The sequence below is a fragment of the Pseudomonas sp. 24 E 13 genome, from assembly GCF_900004715.1.
Classification (GTDB): Bacteria; Pseudomonadota; Gammaproteobacteria; order Pseudomonadales; family Pseudomonadaceae; genus Aquipseudomonas; species Aquipseudomonas orientalis_A.
On the sequence record NZ_CVTO01000143.1, the window covers coordinates 32,350 to 52,775 of the forward strand.

The following is a 20,426-nucleotide window of genomic DNA, read 5'->3' on the forward strand; positions in this document are numbered from 1 at the left end:
TAAAGTGCGATACATAGGAGATAAACTTGAAAACAACGTGGATCAATTCGGCGTACGCACTTGAACTTATAAATATAATTCGTGATAGCTACACCCTTAGACCTGACGGAAATTTAAGCTACAAAATCGAGACCACCTTTTATCTTGACCCCCTCTTCGGCTTAATAAAACACAGTCACGATCTTGATGAAGAAACCCTCTATTCAACATTAAAAGAAGCAATAGAAAAATGTTACAAAAAGGATAAAATCACTAACACTAACAATTTAACTATAGAATTTGACAAGGCATGCCACCTCAAAGCCACAAAGAAAGAAGAATACAGGATAATTACGCAAATCAACATAAAAAACATATACTTACTACCAACAATAACAATTAATAACTGCCGAATAAGCTTCCACAATTCAATACCAAAAAAATACCAGGCCGCCAGAGACAAAACTCTCTTAAGCCATGAAGATCGGAAGCTGAAAAATCAAGAAAACTACACCTTTGTATGTATAACTACTAGCGCCACAAACACGGAGCATGCCGTAAATAACGCGACTGGCGCATTAAGCTGTGCCAGAGCTATATTTCAAATTGGATTTAAAAAAAACAGACAGCTACTTGCTCAGTCAAGCGAATATGAATACCCAACAAATAGCATAATCCAATGCGGACAGGTCCACACCCTACATTATATTAGTGGGAAGAGCGTAAGGGGCGAGTGCTGGATGAACCCCTCCTTTCGTAACGATCAAGCTTTAACCCTTAGGTCACCCCAAAAAACAATCGACAACTTGAAAAGTAAAATCGCACTATTAAAAAAATGCTTATATCTTCCTCATTTATTTTCAGCATTAAACAACTATGTCGACGCAACAGACCGAAAAGATCCCGAGTTACGATTCATGAAACTATGGTCAACACTAGAACGCTTAACAATGACTCATGAATCTGCCACCCTCATAAAGAGAGCTTCATTCTTCTTTCAAGACAGAGCACTCCATCAAGCGATATTAGAATCTCTACGCACATCACGAAACAATCACATTCACGGAGGTCACCCGCCAATAAATATAGAACTTAAAAATTATCACCTCTGCTCATTCATTGAACACCTATTAAATTTTTTCATAATAAACCCTTTCAAATACTCTACAACTGAAGAGTTAAAAAACTTAATCTCCTTACCAACACAATCTAAAAATTTAAAAACCCAAATATCCATGCTTAAAACTGTCCAGAAATTTATTGGAGAATCCAAACACTGAAAAAATAGCTGGCATAGGGCGGAATAAGAATCTGCCCTAATCTGTCACTTTAAAATAGAGATCCTAGTACAGCTGGCTCCCAGTTCATGATTACAAGTTCTCCGCTAACCTCGCCACTCCCTTGTCGCTGGTTGGATGTGGTGTAGCGGATGTCCAAAGTCTCAAAATGAAAACCCTCGAACACTTGCCGAATGTCCGGGTGATCATTGATGCTGACCATGACCTTTCCTTTGCAGCGACGCATGAAGTCAGCCATGCGCTCGTAATTTTCAAAGGAAAAGTCAACGCCATAGCCCGCCGTCTGCCAGTAAGGGGGATCCATGTAGTGGAAGGTATGGGCACGGTCGTAGCGCTCAGCGCAGTCCAACCAAGGAAGGTTCTCAACGTATGTGCCGGACAACCGCTGCCAAGCTGCAGACAAATTTTCCTCGATCCGCAGCAGGTTGATGGCCGGCCCCGTGGTTGCAGTACCGAACGTTTGCCCCTTCACTTTGCCGGCGAAGGCATGGTGCTGCAGGTAAAAGAATCGCGCAGCGCGCTGGATGTCGGTAAGGGTATCCGGGCGGGTCATCTTCTGCCACTCGAACACCTGGCGGGAACTGAGCGCCCATTTGAACTGGCGCACGAATTCTTCCAGGTGGTTCTGCACGACGCGGTACAGCGTCACCAGGTCGCCGTTGATATCGTTAAGAACTTCAACAGGCGCTGCCTGGGGACGCATGAAGTAGAGCGCGGCGCCGCCGGCAAAGACTTCAACGTAGCATTCGTGTGGCGGGAAGAGCGGGATAAGGCGGTCGGCCAGGCGGCGTTTGCCGCCCATCCAAGGAATGATGGGTGTAGACATAAAAAAGCAAGACCTTTGCTGTATGGATAAACAGTGCTAGGCTCGCTCCGCTTTGTGCACGAAGCAGGAGCCTTGGCTGGACTTGCAGGGACGATCTGCGGGGAAGGTGGCCGGATTGGATGTTGACGCATCCTGCCCGGCCGCTCCTTTTATTTCGATGTAGAAACTTCTTTTGCGTAAGCCTGACAGGCCCGCAGGGCGATCAACCCTCGGTCGCCGGCATCGGTGATTCCGATAATTCGTTGAGCATGCGCTGGGTTAAGTTGGGCTCTTGTGGGGCCATGAACCACGCGGCCGGTGGCGGTGGTGGCTGACATTGAACAGCTGCCGGTGGTTTCGGTGGCGGCGAGTACGACTGACAGCCGCAGATCAGCAGTAGCCAAGCGATCACGCAGACGAACCTGCTTGGTTTGCTCATCGGTCAATTCCTTGTAGTGGGTTTCGTCTTTGTTCTGCAGACGCTGCTCAAGAGCCAGGCGCTTGTCCTGCTCGGTACGCTGTACGGCGGCAGACGCTTGGGATAACTCGTTAAGGGTGTCCGCCTGCAGCCGGGCCTGGCGCTCCAGCTCGCGGCCATAACGCCAGTCCTGGGCTGTCCAGGCCAACGCAGCAGATCCGGCAATCACCATCAACAACAGCACGCCGACGGCGGCGAAACGGAACTGCGCGGGGATCAGATCGAAGAAACGCATAACACCGCCCTCGCCCTGGCCCACAGCAGCAGCCGATCCTCCAGGCCATTGAGGCCCCCATTGATCCGGCGGGTGATGGTGTTGAACTGGTCCTGATCCGCGAGCGCATTCAGCCCATTCACGGACCAGAACCACGCCGCCGACTCTGCTGCCCATTGCGGCTGCTCGAGCAGCTCGGGTGTGCGCAGCAATCGCTCATCGCCGAACAGTGCCAGGCTGCAGCGCAGATAGTTGTCGTGGCCGGTGATCTGGATCAACCCTCGGCCACGATAGCGTTGACCATCACCATCTGCAGTTGGCGTATTACCAAGCTTGGCAGCCAGAGTGCCGGTATCGTATTTACTCAGGTATTGATCCCCGCCCAGCTCGCGGACGTACTGCAGTTGACCGGACTCGTGACCAAGCTGCGCCAGGAAGGCGGCCTGGCGTTTCGGTGTATTGATCTGCCGATGCGCCATTGCGGCGTTCAGGGCAGATACAAAAACGCCCGCTTGGCGGCGGGCGTTTGGCATGATGCGTTGTAGCTGTTGTTCAGTGATGGACATAAAAACTCCGGACAAAAAAATACCGCACTCAGGCGGCGGTGGATTGCATTACAGCTTCTCGACGCTCACGACCTTGAGCGGCTTCGTTTCCTTCTTTTTCTTACCCTTGGATTTGCCTTTCTTGCCGGCATTGCACTCGACCGTGGTCGACCAGCCAGATTGGGTGAACACCTGCTCCACCGAATCCGCCAGATATTCGCCATCCAGCCCGACCTTGAAGCCCTGGGCGTTGATCAGTCGCTCGGCAAAAATGTCAGTCCGGCCAGGCATCTCGAAACGCACGTCGGCGGTAGAGCGATTGAATGCCGCTAACCTTGCTTTGGCTGCTGATTCAGCAGCAGTCTTGTTCGGATAGATATGCCGATCCGTGTGCACCGCCGGCAAGCCGTCCGGGGCGTCGTCGTTGTCGATGGTGACCACCGCCAATTTGCCGTCCTTTTTGTTCTGATGCTTAGTCGCCACGGCTTTGTGCGAATTGCGATCCCCTACACGATCCTCTTGAGGTATTTCTGCAACTCATAGTTGAGTTCCTGTTTCAGGATCTCCAGCAAGCGTTCATCGGCCTTTTGTACCCAGCTCTCAAAGTGCGGACGGGCCTGCTCCAGAGACACTTTGGCCTTAGCCAGCGGGAAGCGGCTGCCGTTTTCCGCAACCCACCCTGAACTTGGCCCTCGACCGGGTGACACCGTGCTGTCGGGATAATCGTCTGCGTTGAAATGCTTGCTCGCAGTACGGATCCAGATGTCTGCTTTGTTGCCGTAGACCTTTTTCAGGAACGCGCCCTGGTACCGCCGGCCGGCCACCGAAACACCACTGCCGGTCTGCCGCGCTCGTCCGATTCGGCTGGACTCAATGGCGTTCAAACCAAACCACAGCTTGCCGCTCGCAGCTCCGCCGGACATCGGGTAACTGCGCAACCGCTGACGCACCGCCGCAACAGCAATGCGCTCCTGGCGACTGACTGCCCGGGCGATGTGCGTGCGCAACCACCCCAGAGTCTTGTTGATCGCTCGACGTTGCGCCGTAGCCGCTGCCTTGGGCACCAACTTGGCGAAGTCCTGAAACGCCTGGAGGTCTGCGGCCGAGGACTGGATAGAGATCATCCCGCCGCCAGCGGAGGGCTTGTAGTAGCTACCGACACTCATGGGCGTAACCTCAAGATCAGGGCCACCAGACCGTCGCCGCTCGGCTCCAGCTGCAGCAGGTCGTAATCGCCGCCGCCATCCAAGGCAGGCAGATCGATGCTGACCAACAGCCCACGCACAAGGCCCTCCGAATCGCTGACGCGAATTTCAAACCGAGGCTCGCGCAAGCCGGTATTCAGCTTGCCGAGCTTGGGCTGCAACCAGGGCGCCGCGAACATGCCGAGTACTGGCTCTTCGCGCCCCTCGATCCGTGCGGTATCGCCCAGTGTTTCGAACACCACCGCGTCGACGTCAGCGACCAAGTCGCGAAAGCCCACGGTTAGAGTTCCAGCAGGATCTGCGCCAGGGGCCGCGTGCACAGGTGCAGCGGGTTGGACTGGGCTTCACCGGCCACGCCTTTGTTGAACGGCAGCGGTTCGATCTTGCTGTAGTAGGGGATGCCCTGAGTGTTGACCGTTTCCATATAGTCGGCCGGAGCGAAGGACGAGACGTACAGATCCGGGACGCCTTCAGGGATCAGCAGGGCCTTGTCGTCGTGGACGAACGAAACACCCGCCACCTTACCGCGATAGCGCTCCCAGACGATCCCGCCGAACTCGAAGCTTTCACGGGCATCGCCACGCAGCGACGCGGCCTGCATGGTGTTGAGGTAGGTCTCTTTCACCGACTTGTGGACAATCAGCTTGTTCCAGAAGTTTTTGCCGCAGAAGGCGCGGGAACCGGTGCTGGTGATACTACCCAGCGCTTCCTCTTGCATATCGAGCGCTTCACCGGCACGGACACGCAGCTCGGTGTCCGGGTTGCCCAAGCCCATCGTCAGTTTCTTGCGGACCACGCCGAAAGTCTTATAGATATCCAGCAGCGAAGTCTTGCCGTCCGCATCCAGGATTTGCCCATTCAGGGCGCCCATGCGTTGGAATTCGTGAGTGGCGTCAGCGTCGGATAATGTCGGGCCATTAGATTCCCTTGCCTCCGTGGGTAAGCCGGATCACGCGAGAGCGCGGCCCGGCGGCTTGACTCAGCGACGTGCGGATCTCGTCACGAGCCTTGAGCAGTTCGTCGATGGAGCGGTACTCCACCGTGCGGTCGCTGTAGCGCACGGTCTTTTCACCGCGTGCAATGGCGCGCTCGATGGCTTCGAGGTGCTTCGGGGTAAACGACATATCAGCGTCTCTTCAGGTAACCGCTGGTGGAGCTGCGGCGTTGTGGGGGTGCAGCGGGTCGCGGTTGGGCGACAGGTGCAGCAGGTGGCGGTGCGGGTAGCGACTGACGCGCCGCAACTGGTGCCGGTGCCGGTGTTTCGTCAGCGTCGACGCGCTCGCCCTGCACGGGCTTGACGCCCAACACATCGTCGAACAAACCGGACTGAGCCAGCGCCTGTCGCACCCGCTCCCAGTCGTGTTCCTGGTACCGGTTGATGCCGAGGTAATGCGCCATCGCCAGGCAATACACCATCAGGTCGAGCGCCTCGTTGCGCTCAGCCTTGCCCTTGACCCACTCGATACGCTTGTAGCCTTTGACGTATCGGGCGACCTTGCGCTCGGCAACGCACTGGGCGAAAAACTCATCCGGCAGGTCGTTGGCAAAGTGCAACGAACCGGGGCCGTCCTCGAAGGCGTAGCGGTTGTAGATCCAGTCCTTCGCGGTGTCGGTACCGACAAACCACAGCTCGGCGCCGCCGCGTTCGGTCTGGCCCTTCCAAGTCACGTCGACCATGGATGGCCGCTGAGCAATCACCGGCTTGCCAGGTTTGCTCGCGCCTTTGATGGCGAAGATGTTGCGCCACCCACTGGAGCACATCCGATGCAACAAGCCCTACAGCACCTGGTCACCCTCGCCCAATCCCTCGGCAAGCCCATCGCGGTCGAGGGCATCCCTGCGCCGCTGGCACTCGTACCGAACGGGGTGACCATCGAAAGCCTGGAACACCTGCTGCCCGCACCTTCACGCATCAAGCAGAAGCTCACCGTGCTCGATGCCGAGTCGTTCAAGCGCACAGTGAAGGAAGGTATTGATCGCTGGCTGGAGGTTCAGCGTGCGCTCAAAGCTTCGAGTACCGTCATCAACTACGTGAGCAAGGCTGTACACGTTGAAAAGAAGTTCGGTAAGCGTCGGATCGTTGACATTAGCAAGAGCGACATCGAGTTGTTTCAAGCACAACTGCTTAAGCAAGGCCTGGCCCCGAAGACAGTGAACGACATTTTCACCGTCGTCCGTGGAGTCTGGGCCGATGCCTTCGGCGACGGCATCCTAAAGGCCAACCCGCTCGACAGGATTAGTAACGTCGGGGCGGACGTCGACCTAGAGCATGCCGACCCCTTCAGTCGCACCGAAATCGAGTTGATCGGTAAAGCGGATCCCGACCGACGAGCTGACACCCGGATGATTGAGTTTAACTGCTGGGCAGGACTGTCCCTTTCCGAACTGATCGGGCTCGCCGTTGAAGACGTAGATATTGAAGCCGGCCTGGTATATGTCCGTCGAGCATTGGTTGTTGGCGAGTTTAAAGTACCCAAAGAACGCTCCAGGGTTCGAGTAATCGAACTCATAGACCCTGCCTTGAAACTGATGCGGGAGATAGTTACCGATGCGAAGGAAGCAGTAGCCGAAGAGATTACCGTTATTCAGCGCGACAACATCACATCCAAAAAGGTGAAAGTCAGACTTCTTTTTCACAGCTCTACCAGCGGCCTGCTCTGGAATGGCAAAACTCTGAGCAATTGGTTTACTGCACATCTGAAAAAAGCTGAGGTACGGCATCGGGGTGCTAACCAGTGTCGCCACACCTTTGCCAGTCAGATGCTGTCGAGCTACATACCCATAGAATGGGTTGCCCGCCAACTCGGTCATGCCGATACAACGATGGTGAGAAAGCACTACGGGAGGTGGATACCGAAGGACACCAAGAGCATGGCGGGTATCGTGTCGGAAATGTTAGGGTTTAGAGTAAGATAAAGCAAACCGAACTCAAAAAGATTAGTTATCAATCGGAGTATGTACAGCTTACTGCGGCACAAACTCCGACTCTTTACCAACCGTATAAAACTTGCCAATTAAAACCAAGCAATATGCAATCGAATTTCTTATAAATCACTATACTTCGATATGCTGCGAAGGAATAGCATTGAGAATCCAACACTCCTGATGAACATATAGGAGTGCAAGATGTGAGGCGTAACGCCTGAACTCGGCATTTTCTGCGACACCCGCCGTCATAGATGGCGCTGCCTTGTTAACCGCTCTCGCAGCCATCCACTGCGCTTGAAGGTCTACGGATTTCGCCAAGGCCGCGGCCTTATTATTCTTATTGGCAGCATTAGAAAATACGCCAGCATATTTGTACGAATCTGTAATCGTACACTTACCGTCGCCATCTACATCAACCGGGTTCGAGAACCACTTAAACGCAAATAAGAGAAAAAGATTCGCTGGCCATGCAAAAGGACCAGTCAAAAACGTTTCCTGAGTCGATGAACTTAGACTTTCGTGAAGGTTAGTTGCCCCGATAAAAATTACGTCCGGATCAACCACTCCATTACCTAACTGTTTTCTTCCAGCCCCTATGTAATTGAAAATTCCTGCATAGCATTGCCCAAGATAAACGACTGCTGTTTTAAGACTGGGCGACGACTTCAGGCAATTCAATAATACATATGGTGAAATAGGCTTTACTGCATCAATACCATCGGGACCACCATGCCCCGTAACGAACATTACGAGATTTTCGTGAGTGTTACTCAATTGGTCAACGAAAAAATCCTTAGATTCTTTAACGACGAACGAAGAAGCTGTTCCGCTCCTGATAAAATTAGCGATTGAAACTCGATCTGCCCCATCAATGTAAATGGCAATATTCGCCATACTTACACCAGCACGCTCTAGACATAAAACGCCATACGCAAGATCAAAAATATGTCGCGGTTCAGCGTCCCCATTAGATGATAGAAACAGTACCCACTTCGTGCTCCCACCGATCAGACTCATTATTCTACTTATCCCTAAGCACTGCTTCTATAATTTTAAAGTCGAGTATTACTTAGCGAAGTCGGCTTTAAGATATCCGTAAAATAGAATAGCTCGTCTATCTCAAGCCTATCAGCCCCCTGGGTAACCTCGTGCAGCAACCTACCACTGTCATCAAGCTCAAAAATGCTAGCATCTGTTTTGAGGTAGAACGCAGCTCCATGCTGACCCATTGAGGCTTCAGTCTTGAATAGCAACCACTCTCCCAAATTAACGCACTCCTTTACCGAGTCGTCTATCTCTGGAAGACGCGCTGACAAAATATCGTGAAGCTTCATTTGACTCTCCTGTCCTTAGATAAGGTTTACCTAAAACGTAATATAGCCTTGAGTTTGACCTACGAGAAGGCTAGTGGAATTTTTTTGTGGTGTTTCTGACAAGCGTAGTATCTCACTGTTTTTATTAAGCAAAGAGCGTGCCGAACATGTAAGAAGTCAATGAAACTTACGAATATGTGAGTTAGCCTTATCTGCCTCAGTGCGCTGACTACCGCCAAGTATAGCAAGCCCCCCTTTTCCGCCGTCCGAGAATCCTATGTCAGCCTGAAACCCCAGTACAACCAGCCTCGCAGACGCTGGCTCTCAGCAACATATTTGCCCTAAAAATGCCCTAAAAAAAGCACACGCACGAAAAAGCCCCTGAAATGCTTAATCATTTCAGGGGCTTAGTCGTATTCAATAATGGCGGAGAGATAGGGATTCGAACCCTAGGTACCGGTGAAGGTACAACGGATTTCGAATCCGTCCCATTCGGCCACTCTGGCATCTCTCCAACGGCGCGCATCATAACAGTGTGTATCACGGAAGCAAACCCCAAAGGCGATTTTTTTCCGTGCTATCAGATGCTTGCGTCGATTAAAGCGGTACGCCGAGGCGCTTGGCGACTTCTTCGTAGGCTTCGATGACGTCACCGAGGCCCTGACGGAAGCGGTCTTTGTCCATCTTCTTCTTGGTGTCCTTGTCCCACAGGCGGCAGCCGTCCGGGCTGAACTCGTCGCCCAGGACGATGGAGCCATCGTGGAATACGCCGAATTCGAGCTTGAAATCCACCAGCAGGAGGCCGGCGTCGTCGAACAGCTTGCTCAGCACGTCGTTGACCTTGAGGGACAACTCTTTCATGCGCGCCAGTTGTTCAGCCGTGCCCCAACCAAATGCCACGACGTGGGATTCATTGATGAACGGGTCGCCCTTGGCATCGTCCTTCAGGAACAGCTCGAAGGTGTAAGGGTTGAGCTTGAGGCCCTCCTCCACGCCCAGGCGCTTGACCAGGCTGCCGGCGGCGTAGTTGCGCACAACGCATTCGACCGGAATCATGTCGAGCTTCTTGACCAGGCATTCGTTATCGCCCAGCAGTTTGTCGAATTGGGTCGGAACACCGGCTTCTTCGAGTTTCTGCATGATGAAGGCGTTGAACTTGTTGTTCACCATGCCCTTGCGATCAAGCTGTTCGATGCGCTTGCCGTCGAACGCCGAGGTATCGTTGCGAAACAGCAGGATCAGGCGGTTGGCGTCGTCGGTCTTGTATACCGACTTGGCTTTGCCGCGGTAGAGTTCTTCACGTTTTTCCATGATGGGCTCCGCTTTGAGTGAGGTGGGCTAGGCGATGTGGCGCCAGTCGAGCCCTGAATCTTGATCGGCCAGTTGCAGCCAGTCCGGGTCGCACCCGAGGGTGTCGACAAAACATTGCCGGGCAAGCGTCGGCAGGTTGTTCTTGCTGCTCAGGTGGGCCAGGACCAGGTGTTGCAGGTCTTGCCAGCCCAACTCATACACCAGGTACGCCGCCTGATGGTTGTTCAAATGTCCCAGTTCGCCGCCCACCCGCTGCTTGAGAAAGTAGGGGTAATGACCGCGAGCCAGCAAATCTCGGCAGTGGTTGGACTCGATTATCAAGGCATCGAGGTCGCGGTAACCGTCCAGCACCTTCGCGCAGTAGGAACCCAGGTCTGTGAGCACGCCGAAGCGTCGCTCACCATCACTGAATACATATTGCGTCGGCTCCTGGGCGTCGTGAGCGACGGCGACGACACTGATGCTCAGGGCGCCGATCTGCAGTTGCTCGCCACCGGCCAGGAAACCTGCGGGCTCAATGGGTTTGCGCATCCCGCGCAATGTGCCACGACTCAAATACACCGGAAGATTGTAGCGTCGAGACAGCAAACCCACGCCATGCACGTGGTCGGCATGTTCGTGGGTCACCAGAATCGCGCTCAGCTGCGCGGGGTGAACCCCCAGGCGCAGCAGGCGCCGCTCGGTTTCTCTTAACGAGAAACCACAATCGACCAATATGTATGTGTCGTCATGGGCGACCAGCGTGCCGTTCCCTTGGCTACCGCTACCGAGAACAGCAAAACGCATCGGATCAGCCCAGGTTGTCCTGAATCACACCCAATACTTTGCGCGCTGTTTCAGCTGGCGCGACAGTGTTGATGTTTTTCTCGACGGTGACTTGCACGCTCTCGCCGACCTTGCTCAAACGAACCTGATAACGCTCGGCGCGGGTCTCGACTTCTTCCTTGGTCGGCTGGCTGCCGAACAACTTGCCGAAGAAACCTGGCTCGTCGTCTTTTTTCTCGGCCTTTTCAGCCACGTTGATGTAGTAAAGACCCAGGCTGCGGTTGATGTCCTCAACGCGCCAAGGGCCTTGCTCCAGTGCGCGACCTACGCTGGCCCAGGCACGGTCCAGGTCTTCACCCAGGTTCAGCACCACGTTGCCGCTGCCATCTTCGGTGAGGCTGACGCGGCTGGGCGTGTCGTAATCACGTGCGGCGAGCAGGGAAACCGAGCCGCCCTTCTCGGAGATGCGGCTCATGCTGGCCAGCATCTCGTCGACCAGCGCGGCGTCGACACCGGTATTGACCGAGCGCGGCGTGAAATCGACGCTGGCCGTGCTGCCGGCAGGGCGCTCGGCGCTGACCACATAGACTTCACTGGTGTTGCGCTGTACGCCCGGCTCGATGCGCACACGCACACGGGCCTCGCTGTCGGCGGCTACACCGCCAGCCAACAGGCGCTGGGCCATGTTGGCGGACAACTCACGGCCTTGCTGCCACGCCGTGGTGAACTCACCCGTCTGCGGGCGCTGCTCGTCGATGCGAAAGCCATTGTCCTGGAAGAACTGCACCGCCACCGGCCAGACTTCGGCAGGTGGGCGCTGGGCCACGATCCAGCGGTTGTCGCCACTCTTTTGCAGGCTGTAGTCGCTCGCATCGGCCACTGCCGTGATCGGCTGCGGACGTGGCACTACATATTCGCCCTTGACGGTGTCGTCGGCGACATTGCGCGGAATCGGCAGCAGCGGGTCGAGACGCTTGGCGACGTTCACGTCAGGCGGCAGTTGCATCGGTTTGGTTGCTTGCGCTTCCAGGTAATCGCTGCCACGGTCACGGAAGTAGCCTTCCGGGCCCCATACCCAACCGCAGCCACTGGTGCTGGAGATAATCAAGGCAAGTGCGGAAAGTCCGGCCAATCGCTTCATGCGTAGTGCTTCCTCAATTAAACCAGGACGCCGGACTGGCGCAGGGCCTGTCGCAGCGGTTCGTGAAAGGCTTCGCTGAGACGGGTGAGCGGCAGACGGATACCGTCCGGCATCATGCCCATTTCAGTCAGCGCCCATTTCACGGGAATAGGGTTGGATTCGGTAAACAGTGTCTTGTTGAGCGGCATCAGCTTTTCGTGAATCGCGCGGGCGGTCACGGCATCACCGGCAATGGCGGCGGCGCACAGGTCGCTCATGGCACGCGGGGCGACGTTGGCGGTCACGCTGATGTTGCCTTTGCCGCCCAGCAGCATCAGTTCCACGGCGGTGGCGTCGTCACCGGAGTACAACAGGAAGTCGCTGCTGACGCCGGCCAGGATGTCCTTGGCGCGTTGCAGGTCGCCCGTGGCTTCCTTGATGCCGATGATATTCGGCACCGTGGACAGGCGGATCACGGTCTCGGCCTTCATATCGCACGCGGTACGAGCCGGTACGTTATAGAGGATCTGCGGGATCTGGACGGCTTCGGCGATGGCTTTGAAGTGCTGGTACAAGCCTTCCTGGGTCGGCTTGTTGTAGTACGGCGTCACCAGCAGGCAGGCGTCTGCGCCGGCCTTCTTGGCATTGCGGGTCAATTCGATCGCTTCCCGCGTCGAGTTGGCGCCGGTACCTGCGATCACGGCGATACGGCCCGCAACCCGCTTGACCACGAACTCGATCACCTGGATGTGTTCTTCCACGTCGAGGGTGGCCGACTCACCGGTGGTGCCGACCGCCACGATGGCGTTGGTGCCTTCTTGCAGGTGGAAGTCCACCAGTTTGCCCAGGCTGTCCCAGTCGAGATGACCTTGTGCATCCATGGGTGTGACCAGTGCCACCATACTGCCCGCAATCATGCAACCGCTCCTGCCGGAAAAAGAGAGCCGTAATGGTACTGGCGCCAAGATGCTTGTACAAGCGAAGTACCGTGCGAGGATGCGTTATGGCGCAACTAAACGACGGGCAATGCCATCATTGGGCCAAAGCAGCGCCTGAATCAGGTCGTTCACGCAATGAAAACGCCACCTCCTAGCCCTTGGCGACGCTTTTCGCTACCCTTGATCCTTTGATCGGTACCGCCCTGGCGGTATCGACCGCTCATCGCTTTAGGAAGGCTGCATGTCCACCCCCACAGTTCGCGAACAATTCCTTGTTATCAGTGCCCTCGGCGCCAACCCCATGGAGCTGACCAACGTCCTGTGCCGCGCCAGCCATGAGAACCGCTGCGCCGTGGTGACCTCGCGCCTGACCCGCCATGGCGAGTGCAGCGCTCTGGTGCTGCAGATTTCTGGTAGCTGGGACGCCCTGGCGCGCCTTGAGACCGGCCTGCCGGGCCTGGCCAAGAAGCACGACTTCACCGTCAATGTAGTGCGCAGCGCTGCCCTGGAAAACCGCCCGCAGGCCCTGCCTTATGTGGCGTATGTCAGCTCGGCCTATCGCTCGGACATCGTCAACGAGCTGTGCCAGTTCTTCATTGACCACAACGTCGAACTGGAGAACCTGACCTGCGACACCTATCAGGCGCCGCAAACCGGCGGCACCATGCTCAATGCCACCTTCACTGTGACCTTGCCGGCCGGCGTGCAGATCAGTTGGTTGCGCGACCAGTTCCTGGACTTCGCCGATGCCCTGAACCTTGACGCGCTGATCGAACCATGGCGCCCACAGAACCCAATGTAAGGAAGGACTCATGCCGGTAGCCATCGACACACCTGTAGCCGATTTCCAAGCCCAGTCCACAAGCGGCCAGACCTTCAGCCTCGCAGCCCTCAAGGGCAAGCAAGTGGTGATCTACTTCTACCCCAAGGACAGCACGCCGGGCTGCACCACCGAAGGCCAGGGCTTTCGTGACCAGTACGCAGCGTTCAAGGCCGCCAACACCGAGGTGTTCGGCGTGTCGCGTGACAGCGTGAAGTCTCACGAGAACTTCAAGGCAAAGCAGGCGTTTCCCTTCGAGTTGATCAGCGACAAGGACGAGGCGGTGTGCCAGCTGTTTGATGTAATCAAGCTCAAGAAGCTCTACGGCAAGGAATACCTGGGCGTGGATCGCAGCACCTTTCTGATCGACAGCGAAGGTGTACTGCGTCAGGAATGGCGCGGCGTGAAAGTGCCGGGGCACGTAGACGCGGTGTTGGCGGCGGCGCAGGCGCTGAACGAGGCCTGATTGGCGCTTACAAGGCGATCAGGCCTTGCGCAGCCAGTAACGGTACACACCAGCAGCCTCTTCTTCCTGGACCAGCGTATGCCCCGCCAGCCTGGCAAAGGTGCGAAAGTCCCGCTGGGAACCGGCGTCCGTGGCGGTGACCTTGAGTACGGCACCGCTGGCCAGTCGATTGAGTTCCAGCTTGGCCTTGAGCAAGGGCAACGGGCAATTGAGGCCGCTGGCATCGAGTTCGGCGTCAAAGGCGACAGCGTCGATCATGGTGTTACTCCAGGCAAACATTTGAGCGGCTTAGAATATCTGGTCCGAAGCTCAGTGTCCGGCTACAGTAAGCTCTTTGTCGAAAGGCTTTGTGCATGAATTTTTTGCGCCCTACCCTGCTGACGCTGGCCTGCCTGCTGGCCTCCCCGGCCTTCGCTGATGAGCTGCCGTCACTCGGCGACGCCAGTTCTGCCATTGTCTCGCCGCAACAGGAATATCAACTGGGCCGCGCATGGCTGGCCTATCTGCGCGGCCAGGTCTCGCAGCTCAATGATCCACAGCTCAAGGATTACGTCGAAACCAGCGTGTACAAGCTGGTGGAAACCAGCCAGGTCAACGACCGGCGCCTGGAATTCATCCTGATCAACAGCCCGCAGCTCAACGCCTTCGCCGCACCCGGCGGGATCGTTGGGGTCAATGGCGGCCTGTTCCTCAATGCCCAGACCGAAGGTGAATACGCATCGGTGCTGGCCCACGAATTGGCGCACTTGTCCCAACGCCACTTTGCCCGGGGCGTAGAAGCGCAGTCGCGCATGCAGATCCCGATGATGGCTGCCCTGCTCGGTGGCATCATTGCCGCCGCAGCCGGTGCCGGCGATGCGGGCATTGCCGCGATTGCCGGCTCCCAGGCCGCCGCGATCCAGGAACAGCGTCGATTCTCTCGCCAGAATGAACAGGAAGCCGACCGTATCGGCATCCTCAACCTGGAGAAAGCCGGCTACGACCCGCGCTCCATGCCCACCATGTTCGAGCGCCTGATGCGCCAGTACCGTTTCGATGCCAAGCCACCGGAATTCCTGCTGACGCACCCGGTCACCGAATCGCGGATTGCCGACACCCGCAACCGCGCGGAACAAGCCAAGCCTGGCGGCAAGGAAGACAGCCTGCGCTATCAGTTGATTCGCGCGCGGGTGCAACTGAAGTATGAAGACACGCCGGGCCTGGCCGCCAAGCGTTTCCAGGCACAGCTGGATGAGAACCCGAAAAACGATGTGGCGCGTTATGGCCTGGCCATCGCCCAGATCAAGGGCACCCAGCTTAAGGAAGCACGGGAAAGCCTGGCGCCGCTGCTGGCCAAGGCGCCCAACGACATTACCTACAACCTGGCGCAGATCGAGCTGGACATCACCAGCAATCGCATGCCGGACGCCCAACAACGCACCGACCGCATGCTGACCCAGTACCCCAGCAACTATCCACTGAACCAGGTACGCGTCGATCTGCTGCTCAAACAAAACCGTACCGCCGATGCGGAAAAAGCCCTGGACGGCCTGCTCAAGTCCCGCCCGGATGATCCGGACGTGTGGTATCAGGTCGCCGAAACGCGCGGTCTGTCGGGCAATATCATTGGCCTGCATCAGGCGCGCGCTGAATACTTCGCTCTGGTGGGCGATTTCCAGCAAGCCATCCAGCAACTGGACTTTGCCAAGCGCCGCGCCGGCAACAACTTCCCACTGTCCTCGCGAATCGATGCGCGCCAGCGTGAGTTGATCGAACAGGAACGCCTGGTGAAAGGGATGATGAGCTAAACCCATCGCCCACAAAAAAGCCCCGCCATCCTTCAATGGCGGGGCTTGATCGTTCCCACGCTCTGCGTGGGAATGCCAGCCGGGACGCTCCGCGTCCTGGTTTCAGCGCAAGATCCGACACTTGCGCAATGGTGACGCAGAGCGTCACGGAATGCATTCCCACGCGGAGCGAGGGAACAATCAAAGGGGCACAAAAAAGCCCCGCCATCCTTCGATGGCGGGGCTTTTTATTGGGCTGGACGACTACTCGGCCAGCTTGAAGGTGATGAAGCTGGCACGCCCCTGACGCAACACACGCATCGACACCGAACGATTCTTCGGCAACGCCTTGGCGATGTCGGTGAACTCCTTGGTGTTATCGATTGCCTGGTTGTTCAGGTGGGTGATCACATCGCCCGGCTGCAGGCCGATCAAGGCGGCTGGGCCATCCTGGACCTCCTTGATTACCACACCGCTCTTGAGATCGAATGCCTTCTTCTGCTCAGGCGTCAGCTCAACCACGGCAATGCCCAGGCGATTGCTGCTGCGCTCGGCACCCGGCTTGGCGTTACCCAGGGCATCCAGGGTCGCACCCTCTTCCGGGATTGCGCCAACAGTGAGCTCGACATTCTGGCGCTTGCCGTCCCGAATCACTTCCAACTTGGCTTTGCTGCCCGCTTTCAGCGCGCCTACCAGATGCGGCAAGTCGGCCGACATGATGATCGGCTGGCCGTTCATGCTCAGGATAACGTCGCCGACCTGCAGGCCACCTTTGGCAGCCGGGCCGTCATCCTGGATCTGTGCGACCAGCGCACCCGCCGGCTTGTCGAGACCGAACGACTCTGCGAGATCCTTGTTCACTTCCTGGATCACCACACCCAGCCAACCGCGGCTGACTTTGCCACCGGCCTTCAGCTGATTGGAGACGTCCATGGCCACGTCGATCGGAATCGCGAAAGAAACCCCCATGAACCCACCGGAGCGGGTGTAGATCTGCGAGTTGATCCCTACCACTTCGCCCGCCAGATTGAACAGCGGACCACCGGAGTTGCCCGGGTTGATCGGCACGTCGGTCTGGATGAACGGTACGTAGTTTTCGTTTGGCAGGCTGCGACCGATGGCGCTGACGATGCCCTGGGTGACAGTGTGGTCAAACCCGAAAGGCGAACCGATTGCCACGACCCACTGGCCCGCTTTCAGGTCCTGGGACTTGCCCAGTTTAAGCACCGGTAGGTCCTTGCCTTCGATTTTCAGCAAGGCAACGTCCGAACGTGGGTCGGTGCCGACCAGCTTGGCTTTCAACTCACTGCGATCGGCCAGGCGCACGAGGATCTCGTCAGCATCGGCAATTACGTGGTTGTTGGTCAGGATGTAGCCGTCAGGCGAAATGATGAACCCCGAACCCAGGGACTGCGCTTCACGCTGGCCACTGCCGCCACCGCGCGGGGCGCGGGGTTGCGGCATGCCTCGTTCGAAGAATTCGCGCAGCATCGGCGGCAGGCCTTCCAGGTCCGGCATCTGCTGGTTCGACACCTTGCGATCCGGCAATTTCTGCGTAGTACTGATGTTCACCACCGCAGGCGAGGCCTGCTCCACCAGCTGGGTGAAGTCAGGCAGTTCGACCGCTTGCGCGGGCACGGCCTGACCCAGCACCAGCAGCGTGGCGACTATGGATAGGTAAGACTTCAAACGTGGTATCGACATACAGCTCCCGTTACGACGAGCAGGGTTGAGCGACAGGGTTCAAAAAACGCCGAAAACCGCGACCGACATTTTTTGTTCCGCGAACAAACAAGGCCAGGGCCGAGAAGCCCTGACCTATAAAAAACATAAGGATTTTTTGCAAGTGAAAATGCTGATCCAGACATTTCATGCTCTCGGCAGGCACCCCGGCATGGGGGCAGAGTGAAAGATCAGGATGAACACCGGATTAACGACTCACGGTTTGGCTGCGGTCTTTTCACCGCGAACCGACAATGCGACGCGCTCGGCAGTGCCGATCGGGATTTCCCCCACCACCGTCACCATTATCTCGCCGTCCACCGTATTCAAATGCCGGGATACCGCAACCGTAGGCCCAAGCTGAGTCCGCGTCTGCGACACGCTTGCACCATTGGTGGTTTCGAGAAACACCGAAAAACGTGCAAGCCCATCGTCATACATCAGGCTGTCGATGGTGGATTTTGTCTGAGGGTCTTTGCGCGACGCATTCCGCGTCAGCTCAAAGCCAGCTGGCAACCAATCCAGGTGCCACGCATTCGAGGCAGGCGCTTGCACGGCATTGCTATGGTCAATCGCGACAGGGGTGCATTCGCTGCTGGGCTGCAAATCATGGTCAGTGGGTGGCGCGGAGGTGTTCAATCGCACAAACTGAAAGCGCTCCAGCAGTTGCCCTTGCTCACTGAGCAACAGCGACTTGAGGGGCAATGCAGTTTCACGGTCCAGGTGCAGCTCGAAGCCATAGCGGTCATGGTCACGCGGAGTAATCGACACGATAACCGCATTACGACCGGCCACGCGAGATTTGCCGATTACGGCCAGATCATAGAATTGACTGAGTTTTTGTGGGTCCAGCGAATATGACGCGGCGTCACGGGGACTGCCCAGGCCGGCCACAAGTGTGCCGCTGACGCACTGTGCATGCCCCTCTACCCGTACCACTTCCTGGGCAGAACCATCGAGCTGCAACAGACGCTCCCGGACCTGACCGTTCTGGACGAGATGCCAGATGTCGTGGGTAGAAAAACTGCCGTTACGCTCATAGATGAACGTACCTTGAAAGCTTTGCTGCCGCTCTGCACGCCCAAGTCGAGTCAGCCAGTCTTGGGCTTCATCGGCGTGGGCGGGTAGTGCAAACCAACTACTGAGCAAAAGCGTAAGGAGCGGTATGGCGCGCATAGGGCTCCTTAACGGTTCAGCGGTTTTCCAGGCTTGCTGCGCGAGCGTATGGCAGGGCACTTTCAGCGTTCTTGCCAGCTGCTTCCTGTGCATGTTGGCGCAGGTAGCCTGGTAGGCGCTGATCCTGCCAGCCGGATTGCCCTTGAAGCACACCGTTAGCCATAGGGCCGGCGGTGTCAGAGCTTTCCTTGTAGCCAGCCAGTACAGCCGGGCCTTTGACCTGCGGACCGGCCATAACCGGCTGCTGAGTCTGCTGGGCCAACTCGGCACCTGCGATTTCGTCCTGGTTGTACAGACGAACACCGGCCAGTACGGCGACGGTCACCGAAGCAGCGACTGCCAGACGACCCAGGCTACGCCATGGACCACGAGCAGCTTTTGCCGGAACGGCTTCATCGGCCAACGCGGCAGAAACGGCCGCAGCAATATCCAGACGAGGGATTAGAAGATCCTTGTGCATCACCGCCCGAGCGACTTGGTAACGAGACCAGGTATCACGGGTTTGGGCATCATCAAATGCGTTGAGCACTCGACGAAGTTCCAGTTCATCCGCTTCGTTATCCATCACTGCGGACAGCGATTCCTGCAGGGCATCACGACTCATGGCGGTTCCTCTCTTGGCTGTCGCCGCTGTCTTTAGTTTTCCTGCAACAACGGTTGCAAGGCTTTGTCGATGGCTTCCCGGGCCCGGAAAATCCGTGACCTTACAGTCCCCACCGGACATTGCATGACGCTCGCAATGTCTTCGTAACTCAGACCATCGAATTCACGTAAAGTTAACGCCGTACGCAAATCTTCTGGCAGTTGCTGAATCGTTCGATGAACGGTTCCCTCGATCTCGTCGCGCAGCAAAGCACGCTCCGGCGACTCGAGATCTTTGAGGCCGTGATCACCATCATAGAATTCAGCATCTTCTGAACTGACATCACTGTCTGGTGGGCGGCGACCGCGAGACACCAGATAGTTCTTCGCCGTGTTGATGGCGATGCGGTACAGCCACGTATAAAACGCGCTATCACCGCGAAAATTGCCCAGTGCACGGTATGCCTTGATAAAGGCTTCCTGTGCAACGTCCTGCGCTTCATGGGTGTCGTGCACAAACCGCACGATCAACCCGAGAATTTTGTGCTGATATTTCAGCACCAGCAGATCAAATGCGCGCTTATCGCCGCGTTGTACGCGCTCGACCAGCTGCTGATCCTCTTCCTGGGTTAGCATGAACACTCCTCGTTGTACTCGAAGGAGGCTTGCATAACTAAACGATCAGGCTTGCAAACATAGACTCGGGCTTTTCGCAAAAGTTCTCCCCCTTCAAGCAAGTTTCCGGCACGCACTGATTTGGCACACACGAAAAACGCAGCTCAGGCAACGCCGGCTGCGCGAATAATCTTGTCGTCGGTCTTCTGACGCGTCCAATGCTCCCGACGGGCCAATAAACACAACGTCTTCCCAGCTTTCGGGCAACCTGCTATTGAGTCGGGGCCTATGCAAAAAGTTCCCGCTCGCTGACCGGCTGTGAAACCGAAGCTGTGCACCGTAATCTCACAATGCCACGAATGCCTGGCTATTGTGCCGCT

Annotated in this window: 23 protein-coding genes, 1 tRNA gene and 3 pseudogenes; 6 read left to right on the top strand and 21 right to left on the bottom strand. The window is 56.5% G+C overall.

Features of this window, described 5'->3' with window-relative positions; translation table 11 throughout:
• The first annotated feature begins 26 nt into the window (after positions 1-26).
• Entirely contained in the window at positions 27-1,259 is a 1,233-nt protein-coding gene (locus BFP90_RS28460) for a hypothetical protein (protein ID WP_141688988.1), read from the top strand.
• 49 nt (positions 1,260-1,308) lie between these two features.
• Here the strand turns inward: BFP90_RS28460 and BFP90_RS19245 are convergent, their stop codons facing one another.
• From BFP90_RS19245 to BFP90_RS19285, 9 genes and pseudogenes are all read right to left on the bottom strand, one after another.
• The gene (locus BFP90_RS19245; RefSeq protein WP_065897724.1) at positions 1,309-2,103 is read right to left on the bottom strand and encodes a DNA adenine methylase; all 795 of its coding nucleotides are present in this window, start codon (positions 2,101-2,103) and stop codon (positions 1,309-1,311) included.
• Positions 2,104-2,252: 149 nt separating this feature from the next.
• The gene (locus tag BFP90_RS19250; protein ID WP_065897725.1) at positions 2,253-2,795 is read right to left on the bottom strand and encodes a lysis system i-spanin subunit Rz; all 543 of its coding nucleotides are present in this window, start codon (positions 2,793-2,795) and stop codon (positions 2,253-2,255) included.
• Complete coding sequence (locus BFP90_RS19255; protein ID WP_065897726.1) at positions 2,777-3,340, bottom strand: glycoside hydrolase family 19 protein; 564 nt, start codon at positions 3,338-3,340, stop codon at positions 2,777-2,779. The genes BFP90_RS19250 and BFP90_RS19255 overlap by 19 nt, the downstream gene beginning before the upstream one ends.
• Before the next feature lie 48 nt (positions 3,341-3,388).
• Positions 3,389-3,832, bottom strand: a pseudogene (locus tag BFP90_RS19260) (late control protein); the annotation flags it as partial.
• A complete protein-coding gene (locus BFP90_RS19265; RefSeq protein ID WP_065897727.1) occupies positions 3,826-4,485 on the bottom strand; it encodes a hypothetical protein in 660 nt (219 codons plus the stop codon). The pseudogene BFP90_RS19260 and the gene BFP90_RS19265, both read right to left, overlap by 7 nt.
• A complete protein-coding gene (locus tag BFP90_RS19270; protein WP_065897728.1) occupies positions 4,482-4,802 on the bottom strand; it encodes a head-tail joining protein in 321 nt (106 codons plus the stop codon). The genes BFP90_RS19265 and BFP90_RS19270 overlap by 4 nt, the downstream gene beginning before the upstream one ends.
• Before the next feature lie 2 nt (positions 4,803-4,804).
• Positions 4,805-5,419 (bottom strand): annotated as a pseudogene (locus BFP90_RS19275) (major capsid protein); the annotation flags it as partial.
• A 22-nt stretch (positions 5,420-5,441) separates the two neighbouring features.
• Complete coding sequence (locus tag BFP90_RS19280; RefSeq protein WP_032889620.1) at positions 5,442-5,648, bottom strand: phage head-tail joining protein; 207 nt, start codon at positions 5,646-5,648, stop codon at positions 5,442-5,444.
• A 1-nt stretch (position 5,649) separates the two neighbouring features.
• Positions 5,650-6,270, bottom strand: a pseudogene (locus BFP90_RS19285) (terminase gpA endonuclease subunit); the annotation flags it as partial.
• Between the two features lie 18 nt (positions 6,271-6,288).
• Between BFP90_RS19285 and BFP90_RS19290 the strand changes: the two are divergent.
• Positions 6,289-7,440: a tyrosine-type recombinase/integrase gene (locus BFP90_RS19290; protein WP_256097486.1), complete on the top strand. Its 1,152-nt coding sequence runs from the start codon at positions 6,289-6,291 to the stop codon at positions 7,438-7,440.
• Between the two features lie 138 nt (positions 7,441-7,578).
• On the opposite strand, the gene BFP90_RS27625 is transcribed toward BFP90_RS19290, so the two are convergent.
• From BFP90_RS27625 to dapA, 7 genes are all read right to left on the bottom strand, one after another.
• The gene (locus BFP90_RS27625; RefSeq protein ID WP_083203283.1) at positions 7,579-8,469 is read right to left on the bottom strand and encodes a hypothetical protein; all 891 of its coding nucleotides are present in this window, start codon (positions 8,467-8,469) and stop codon (positions 7,579-7,581) included.
• A gap of 35 nt (positions 8,470-8,504) precedes the next feature.
• The gene (locus BFP90_RS19295) at positions 8,505-8,786 is read right to left on the bottom strand and encodes a hypothetical protein (protein WP_065897730.1); all 282 of its coding nucleotides are present in this window, start codon (positions 8,784-8,786) and stop codon (positions 8,505-8,507) included.
• A 403-nt stretch (positions 8,787-9,189) separates the two neighbouring features.
• A tRNA-Ser gene (locus tag BFP90_RS19300) sits at positions 9,190-9,279 on the bottom strand.
• 83 nt (positions 9,280-9,362) lie between these two features.
• Complete coding sequence (gene purC / locus BFP90_RS19305) at positions 9,363-10,076, bottom strand: phosphoribosylaminoimidazolesuccinocarboxamide synthase (RefSeq protein WP_065886242.1); 714 nt, start codon at positions 10,074-10,076, stop codon at positions 9,363-9,365.
• 27 nt (positions 10,077-10,103) lie between these two features.
• Positions 10,104-10,862 carry an MBL fold metallo-hydrolase gene (locus tag BFP90_RS19310; RefSeq protein WP_065897731.1) on the bottom strand — a complete coding sequence of 253 codons (759 nt, stop codon included), beginning with the start codon at positions 10,860-10,862 and terminating at the stop codon, positions 10,104-10,106.
• A 4-nt stretch (positions 10,863-10,866) separates the two neighbouring features.
• A complete protein-coding gene (bamC, locus tag BFP90_RS19315; protein ID WP_065886240.1) occupies positions 10,867-11,982 on the bottom strand; it encodes an outer membrane protein assembly factor BamC in 1,116 nt (371 codons plus the stop codon).
• A 17-nt stretch (positions 11,983-11,999) separates the two neighbouring features.
• Positions 12,000-12,878 carry a 4-hydroxy-tetrahydrodipicolinate synthase gene (gene dapA, locus BFP90_RS19320; RefSeq protein WP_065886239.1) on the bottom strand — a complete coding sequence of 293 codons (879 nt, stop codon included), beginning with the start codon at positions 12,876-12,878 and terminating at the stop codon, positions 12,000-12,002.
• A 262-nt stretch (positions 12,879-13,140) separates the two neighbouring features.
• Here dapA and BFP90_RS19325 point away from each other — a divergent pair, with 262 nt between their 5' ends.
• Positions 13,141-13,701: a glycine cleavage system protein R gene (locus BFP90_RS19325; RefSeq protein ID WP_003189463.1), complete on the top strand. Its 561-nt coding sequence runs from the start codon at positions 13,141-13,143 to the stop codon at positions 13,699-13,701.
• A gap of 10 nt (positions 13,702-13,711) precedes the next feature.
• Entirely contained in the window at positions 13,712-14,185 is a 474-nt protein-coding gene (locus BFP90_RS19330; RefSeq protein WP_065893474.1) for a peroxiredoxin, read from the top strand.
• Positions 14,186-14,203: 18 nt separating this feature from the next.
• Here the strand turns inward: BFP90_RS19330 and BFP90_RS19335 are convergent, their stop codons facing one another.
• Positions 14,204-14,443 (bottom strand): sulfurtransferase TusA family protein, encoded by a 240-nt coding sequence (locus tag BFP90_RS19335; RefSeq protein WP_065886237.1) that lies wholly within the window; start codon positions 14,441-14,443, stop codon positions 14,204-14,206.
• 95 nt (positions 14,444-14,538) lie between these two features.
• On the opposite strand from BFP90_RS19335, the gene BFP90_RS19340 reads away from it, so the two are divergent.
• On the top strand, positions 14,539-15,972 hold the full coding sequence (locus BFP90_RS19340; protein WP_065886236.1) for a M48 family metalloprotease: 1,434 nt from the start codon (positions 14,539-14,541) through the stop codon (positions 15,970-15,972).
• A 243-nt stretch (positions 15,973-16,215) separates the two neighbouring features.
• On the opposite strand, the gene BFP90_RS19345 is transcribed toward BFP90_RS19340, so the two are convergent.
• Positions 16,216-17,655 (bottom strand): DegQ family serine endoprotease, encoded by a 1,440-nt coding sequence (locus BFP90_RS19345; protein WP_065897732.1) that lies wholly within the window; start codon positions 17,653-17,655, stop codon positions 16,216-16,218.
• Between the two features lie 25 nt (positions 17,656-17,680).
• On the opposite strand from BFP90_RS19345, the gene BFP90_RS28465 reads away from it, so the two are divergent.
• Positions 17,681-17,860, top strand: coding sequence for a hypothetical protein (locus BFP90_RS28465; protein WP_122461895.1), 180 nt, complete (start codon positions 17,681-17,683; stop codon positions 17,858-17,860).
• Positions 17,861-17,889: 29 nt separating this feature from the next.
• On the opposite strand, the gene BFP90_RS19350 is transcribed toward BFP90_RS28465, so the two are convergent.
• Genes BFP90_RS19350 through rpoE form a run of 3 tightly spaced genes read right to left on the bottom strand, consistent with a single transcriptional unit; the run spans position 17,890 to position 20,067 of the window.
• Entirely contained in the window at positions 17,890-18,849 is a 960-nt protein-coding gene (locus BFP90_RS19350) for a MucB/RseB C-terminal domain-containing protein (RefSeq protein WP_065893472.1), read from the bottom strand.
• A gap of 16 nt (positions 18,850-18,865) precedes the next feature.
• Positions 18,866-19,453, bottom strand: coding sequence for a sigma-E factor negative regulatory protein (locus BFP90_RS19355; protein WP_057723059.1), 588 nt, complete (start codon positions 19,451-19,453; stop codon positions 18,866-18,868).
• A 32-nt stretch (positions 19,454-19,485) separates the two neighbouring features.
• Positions 19,486-20,067: an RNA polymerase sigma factor RpoE gene (gene rpoE, locus BFP90_RS19360; protein ID WP_003172477.1), complete on the bottom strand. Its 582-nt coding sequence runs from the start codon at positions 20,065-20,067 to the stop codon at positions 19,486-19,488.
• Positions 20,068-20,426 lie beyond the last annotated feature (359 nt).

Coding starts and splice junctions, on each gene's coding strand:
- BFP90_RS19245 (WP_065897724.1), bottom strand. CDS start 2,103: ATGTCTACACCCATCATTCCTTGGATGGGCGGCAAACGCCGCCTGGCC.
- BFP90_RS19250 (WP_065897725.1), bottom strand. CDS start 2,795: ATGCGTTTCTTCGATCTGATCCCCGCGCAGTTCCGTTTCGCCGCCGTC.
- BFP90_RS19255 (WP_065897726.1), bottom strand. CDS start 3,340: ATGTCCATCACTGAACAACAGCTACAACGCATCATGCCAAACGCCCGC.
- BFP90_RS19265 (WP_065897727.1), bottom strand. CDS start 4,485: ATGAGTGTCGGTAGCTACTACAAGCCCTCCGCTGGCGGCGGGATGATC.
- BFP90_RS19280 (WP_032889620.1), bottom strand. CDS start 5,648: ATGTCGTTTACCCCGAAGCACCTCGAAGCCATCGAGCGCGCCATTGCA.
- BFP90_RS19290 (WP_256097486.1), top strand. CDS start 6,289: ATGCAACAAGCCCTACAGCACCTGGTCACCCTCGCCCAATCCCTCGGC.
- BFP90_RS27625 (WP_083203283.1), bottom strand. CDS start 8,469: ATGAGTCTGATCGGTGGGAGCACGAAGTGGGTACTGTTTCTATCATCT.
- BFP90_RS19295 (WP_065897730.1), bottom strand. CDS start 8,786: ATGAAGCTTCACGATATTTTGTCAGCGCGTCTTCCAGAGATAGACGAC.
- purC (WP_065886242.1), bottom strand. CDS start 10,076: ATGGAAAAACGTGAAGAACTCTACCGCGGCAAAGCCAAGTCGGTATAC.
- BFP90_RS19310 (WP_065897731.1), bottom strand. CDS start 10,862: ATGCGTTTTGCTGTTCTCGGTAGCGGTAGCCAAGGGAACGGCACGCTG.
- bamC (WP_065886240.1), bottom strand. CDS start 11,982: ATGAAGCGATTGGCCGGACTTTCCGCACTTGCCTTGATTATCTCCAGC.
- dapA (WP_065886239.1), bottom strand. CDS start 12,878: ATGATTGCGGGCAGTATGGTGGCACTGGTCACACCCATGGATGCACAA.
- BFP90_RS19325 (WP_003189463.1), top strand. CDS start 13,141: ATGTCCACCCCCACAGTTCGCGAACAATTCCTTGTTATCAGTGCCCTC.
- BFP90_RS19330 (WP_065893474.1), top strand. CDS start 13,712: ATGCCGGTAGCCATCGACACACCTGTAGCCGATTTCCAAGCCCAGTCC.
- BFP90_RS19335 (WP_065886237.1), bottom strand. CDS start 14,443: ATGATCGACGCTGTCGCCTTTGACGCCGAACTCGATGCCAGCGGCCTC.
- BFP90_RS19340 (WP_065886236.1), top strand. CDS start 14,539: ATGAATTTTTTGCGCCCTACCCTGCTGACGCTGGCCTGCCTGCTGGCC.
- BFP90_RS19345 (WP_065897732.1), bottom strand. CDS start 17,655: ATGTCGATACCACGTTTGAAGTCTTACCTATCCATAGTCGCCACGCTG.
- BFP90_RS19350 (WP_065893472.1), bottom strand. CDS start 18,849: ATGCGCGCCATACCGCTCCTTACGCTTTTGCTCAGTAGTTGGTTTGCA.
- BFP90_RS19355 (WP_057723059.1), bottom strand. CDS start 19,453: ATGAGTCGTGATGCCCTGCAGGAATCGCTGTCCGCAGTGATGGATAAC.
- rpoE (WP_003172477.1), bottom strand. CDS start 20,067: ATGCTAACCCAGGAAGAGGATCAGCAGCTGGTCGAGCGCGTACAACGC.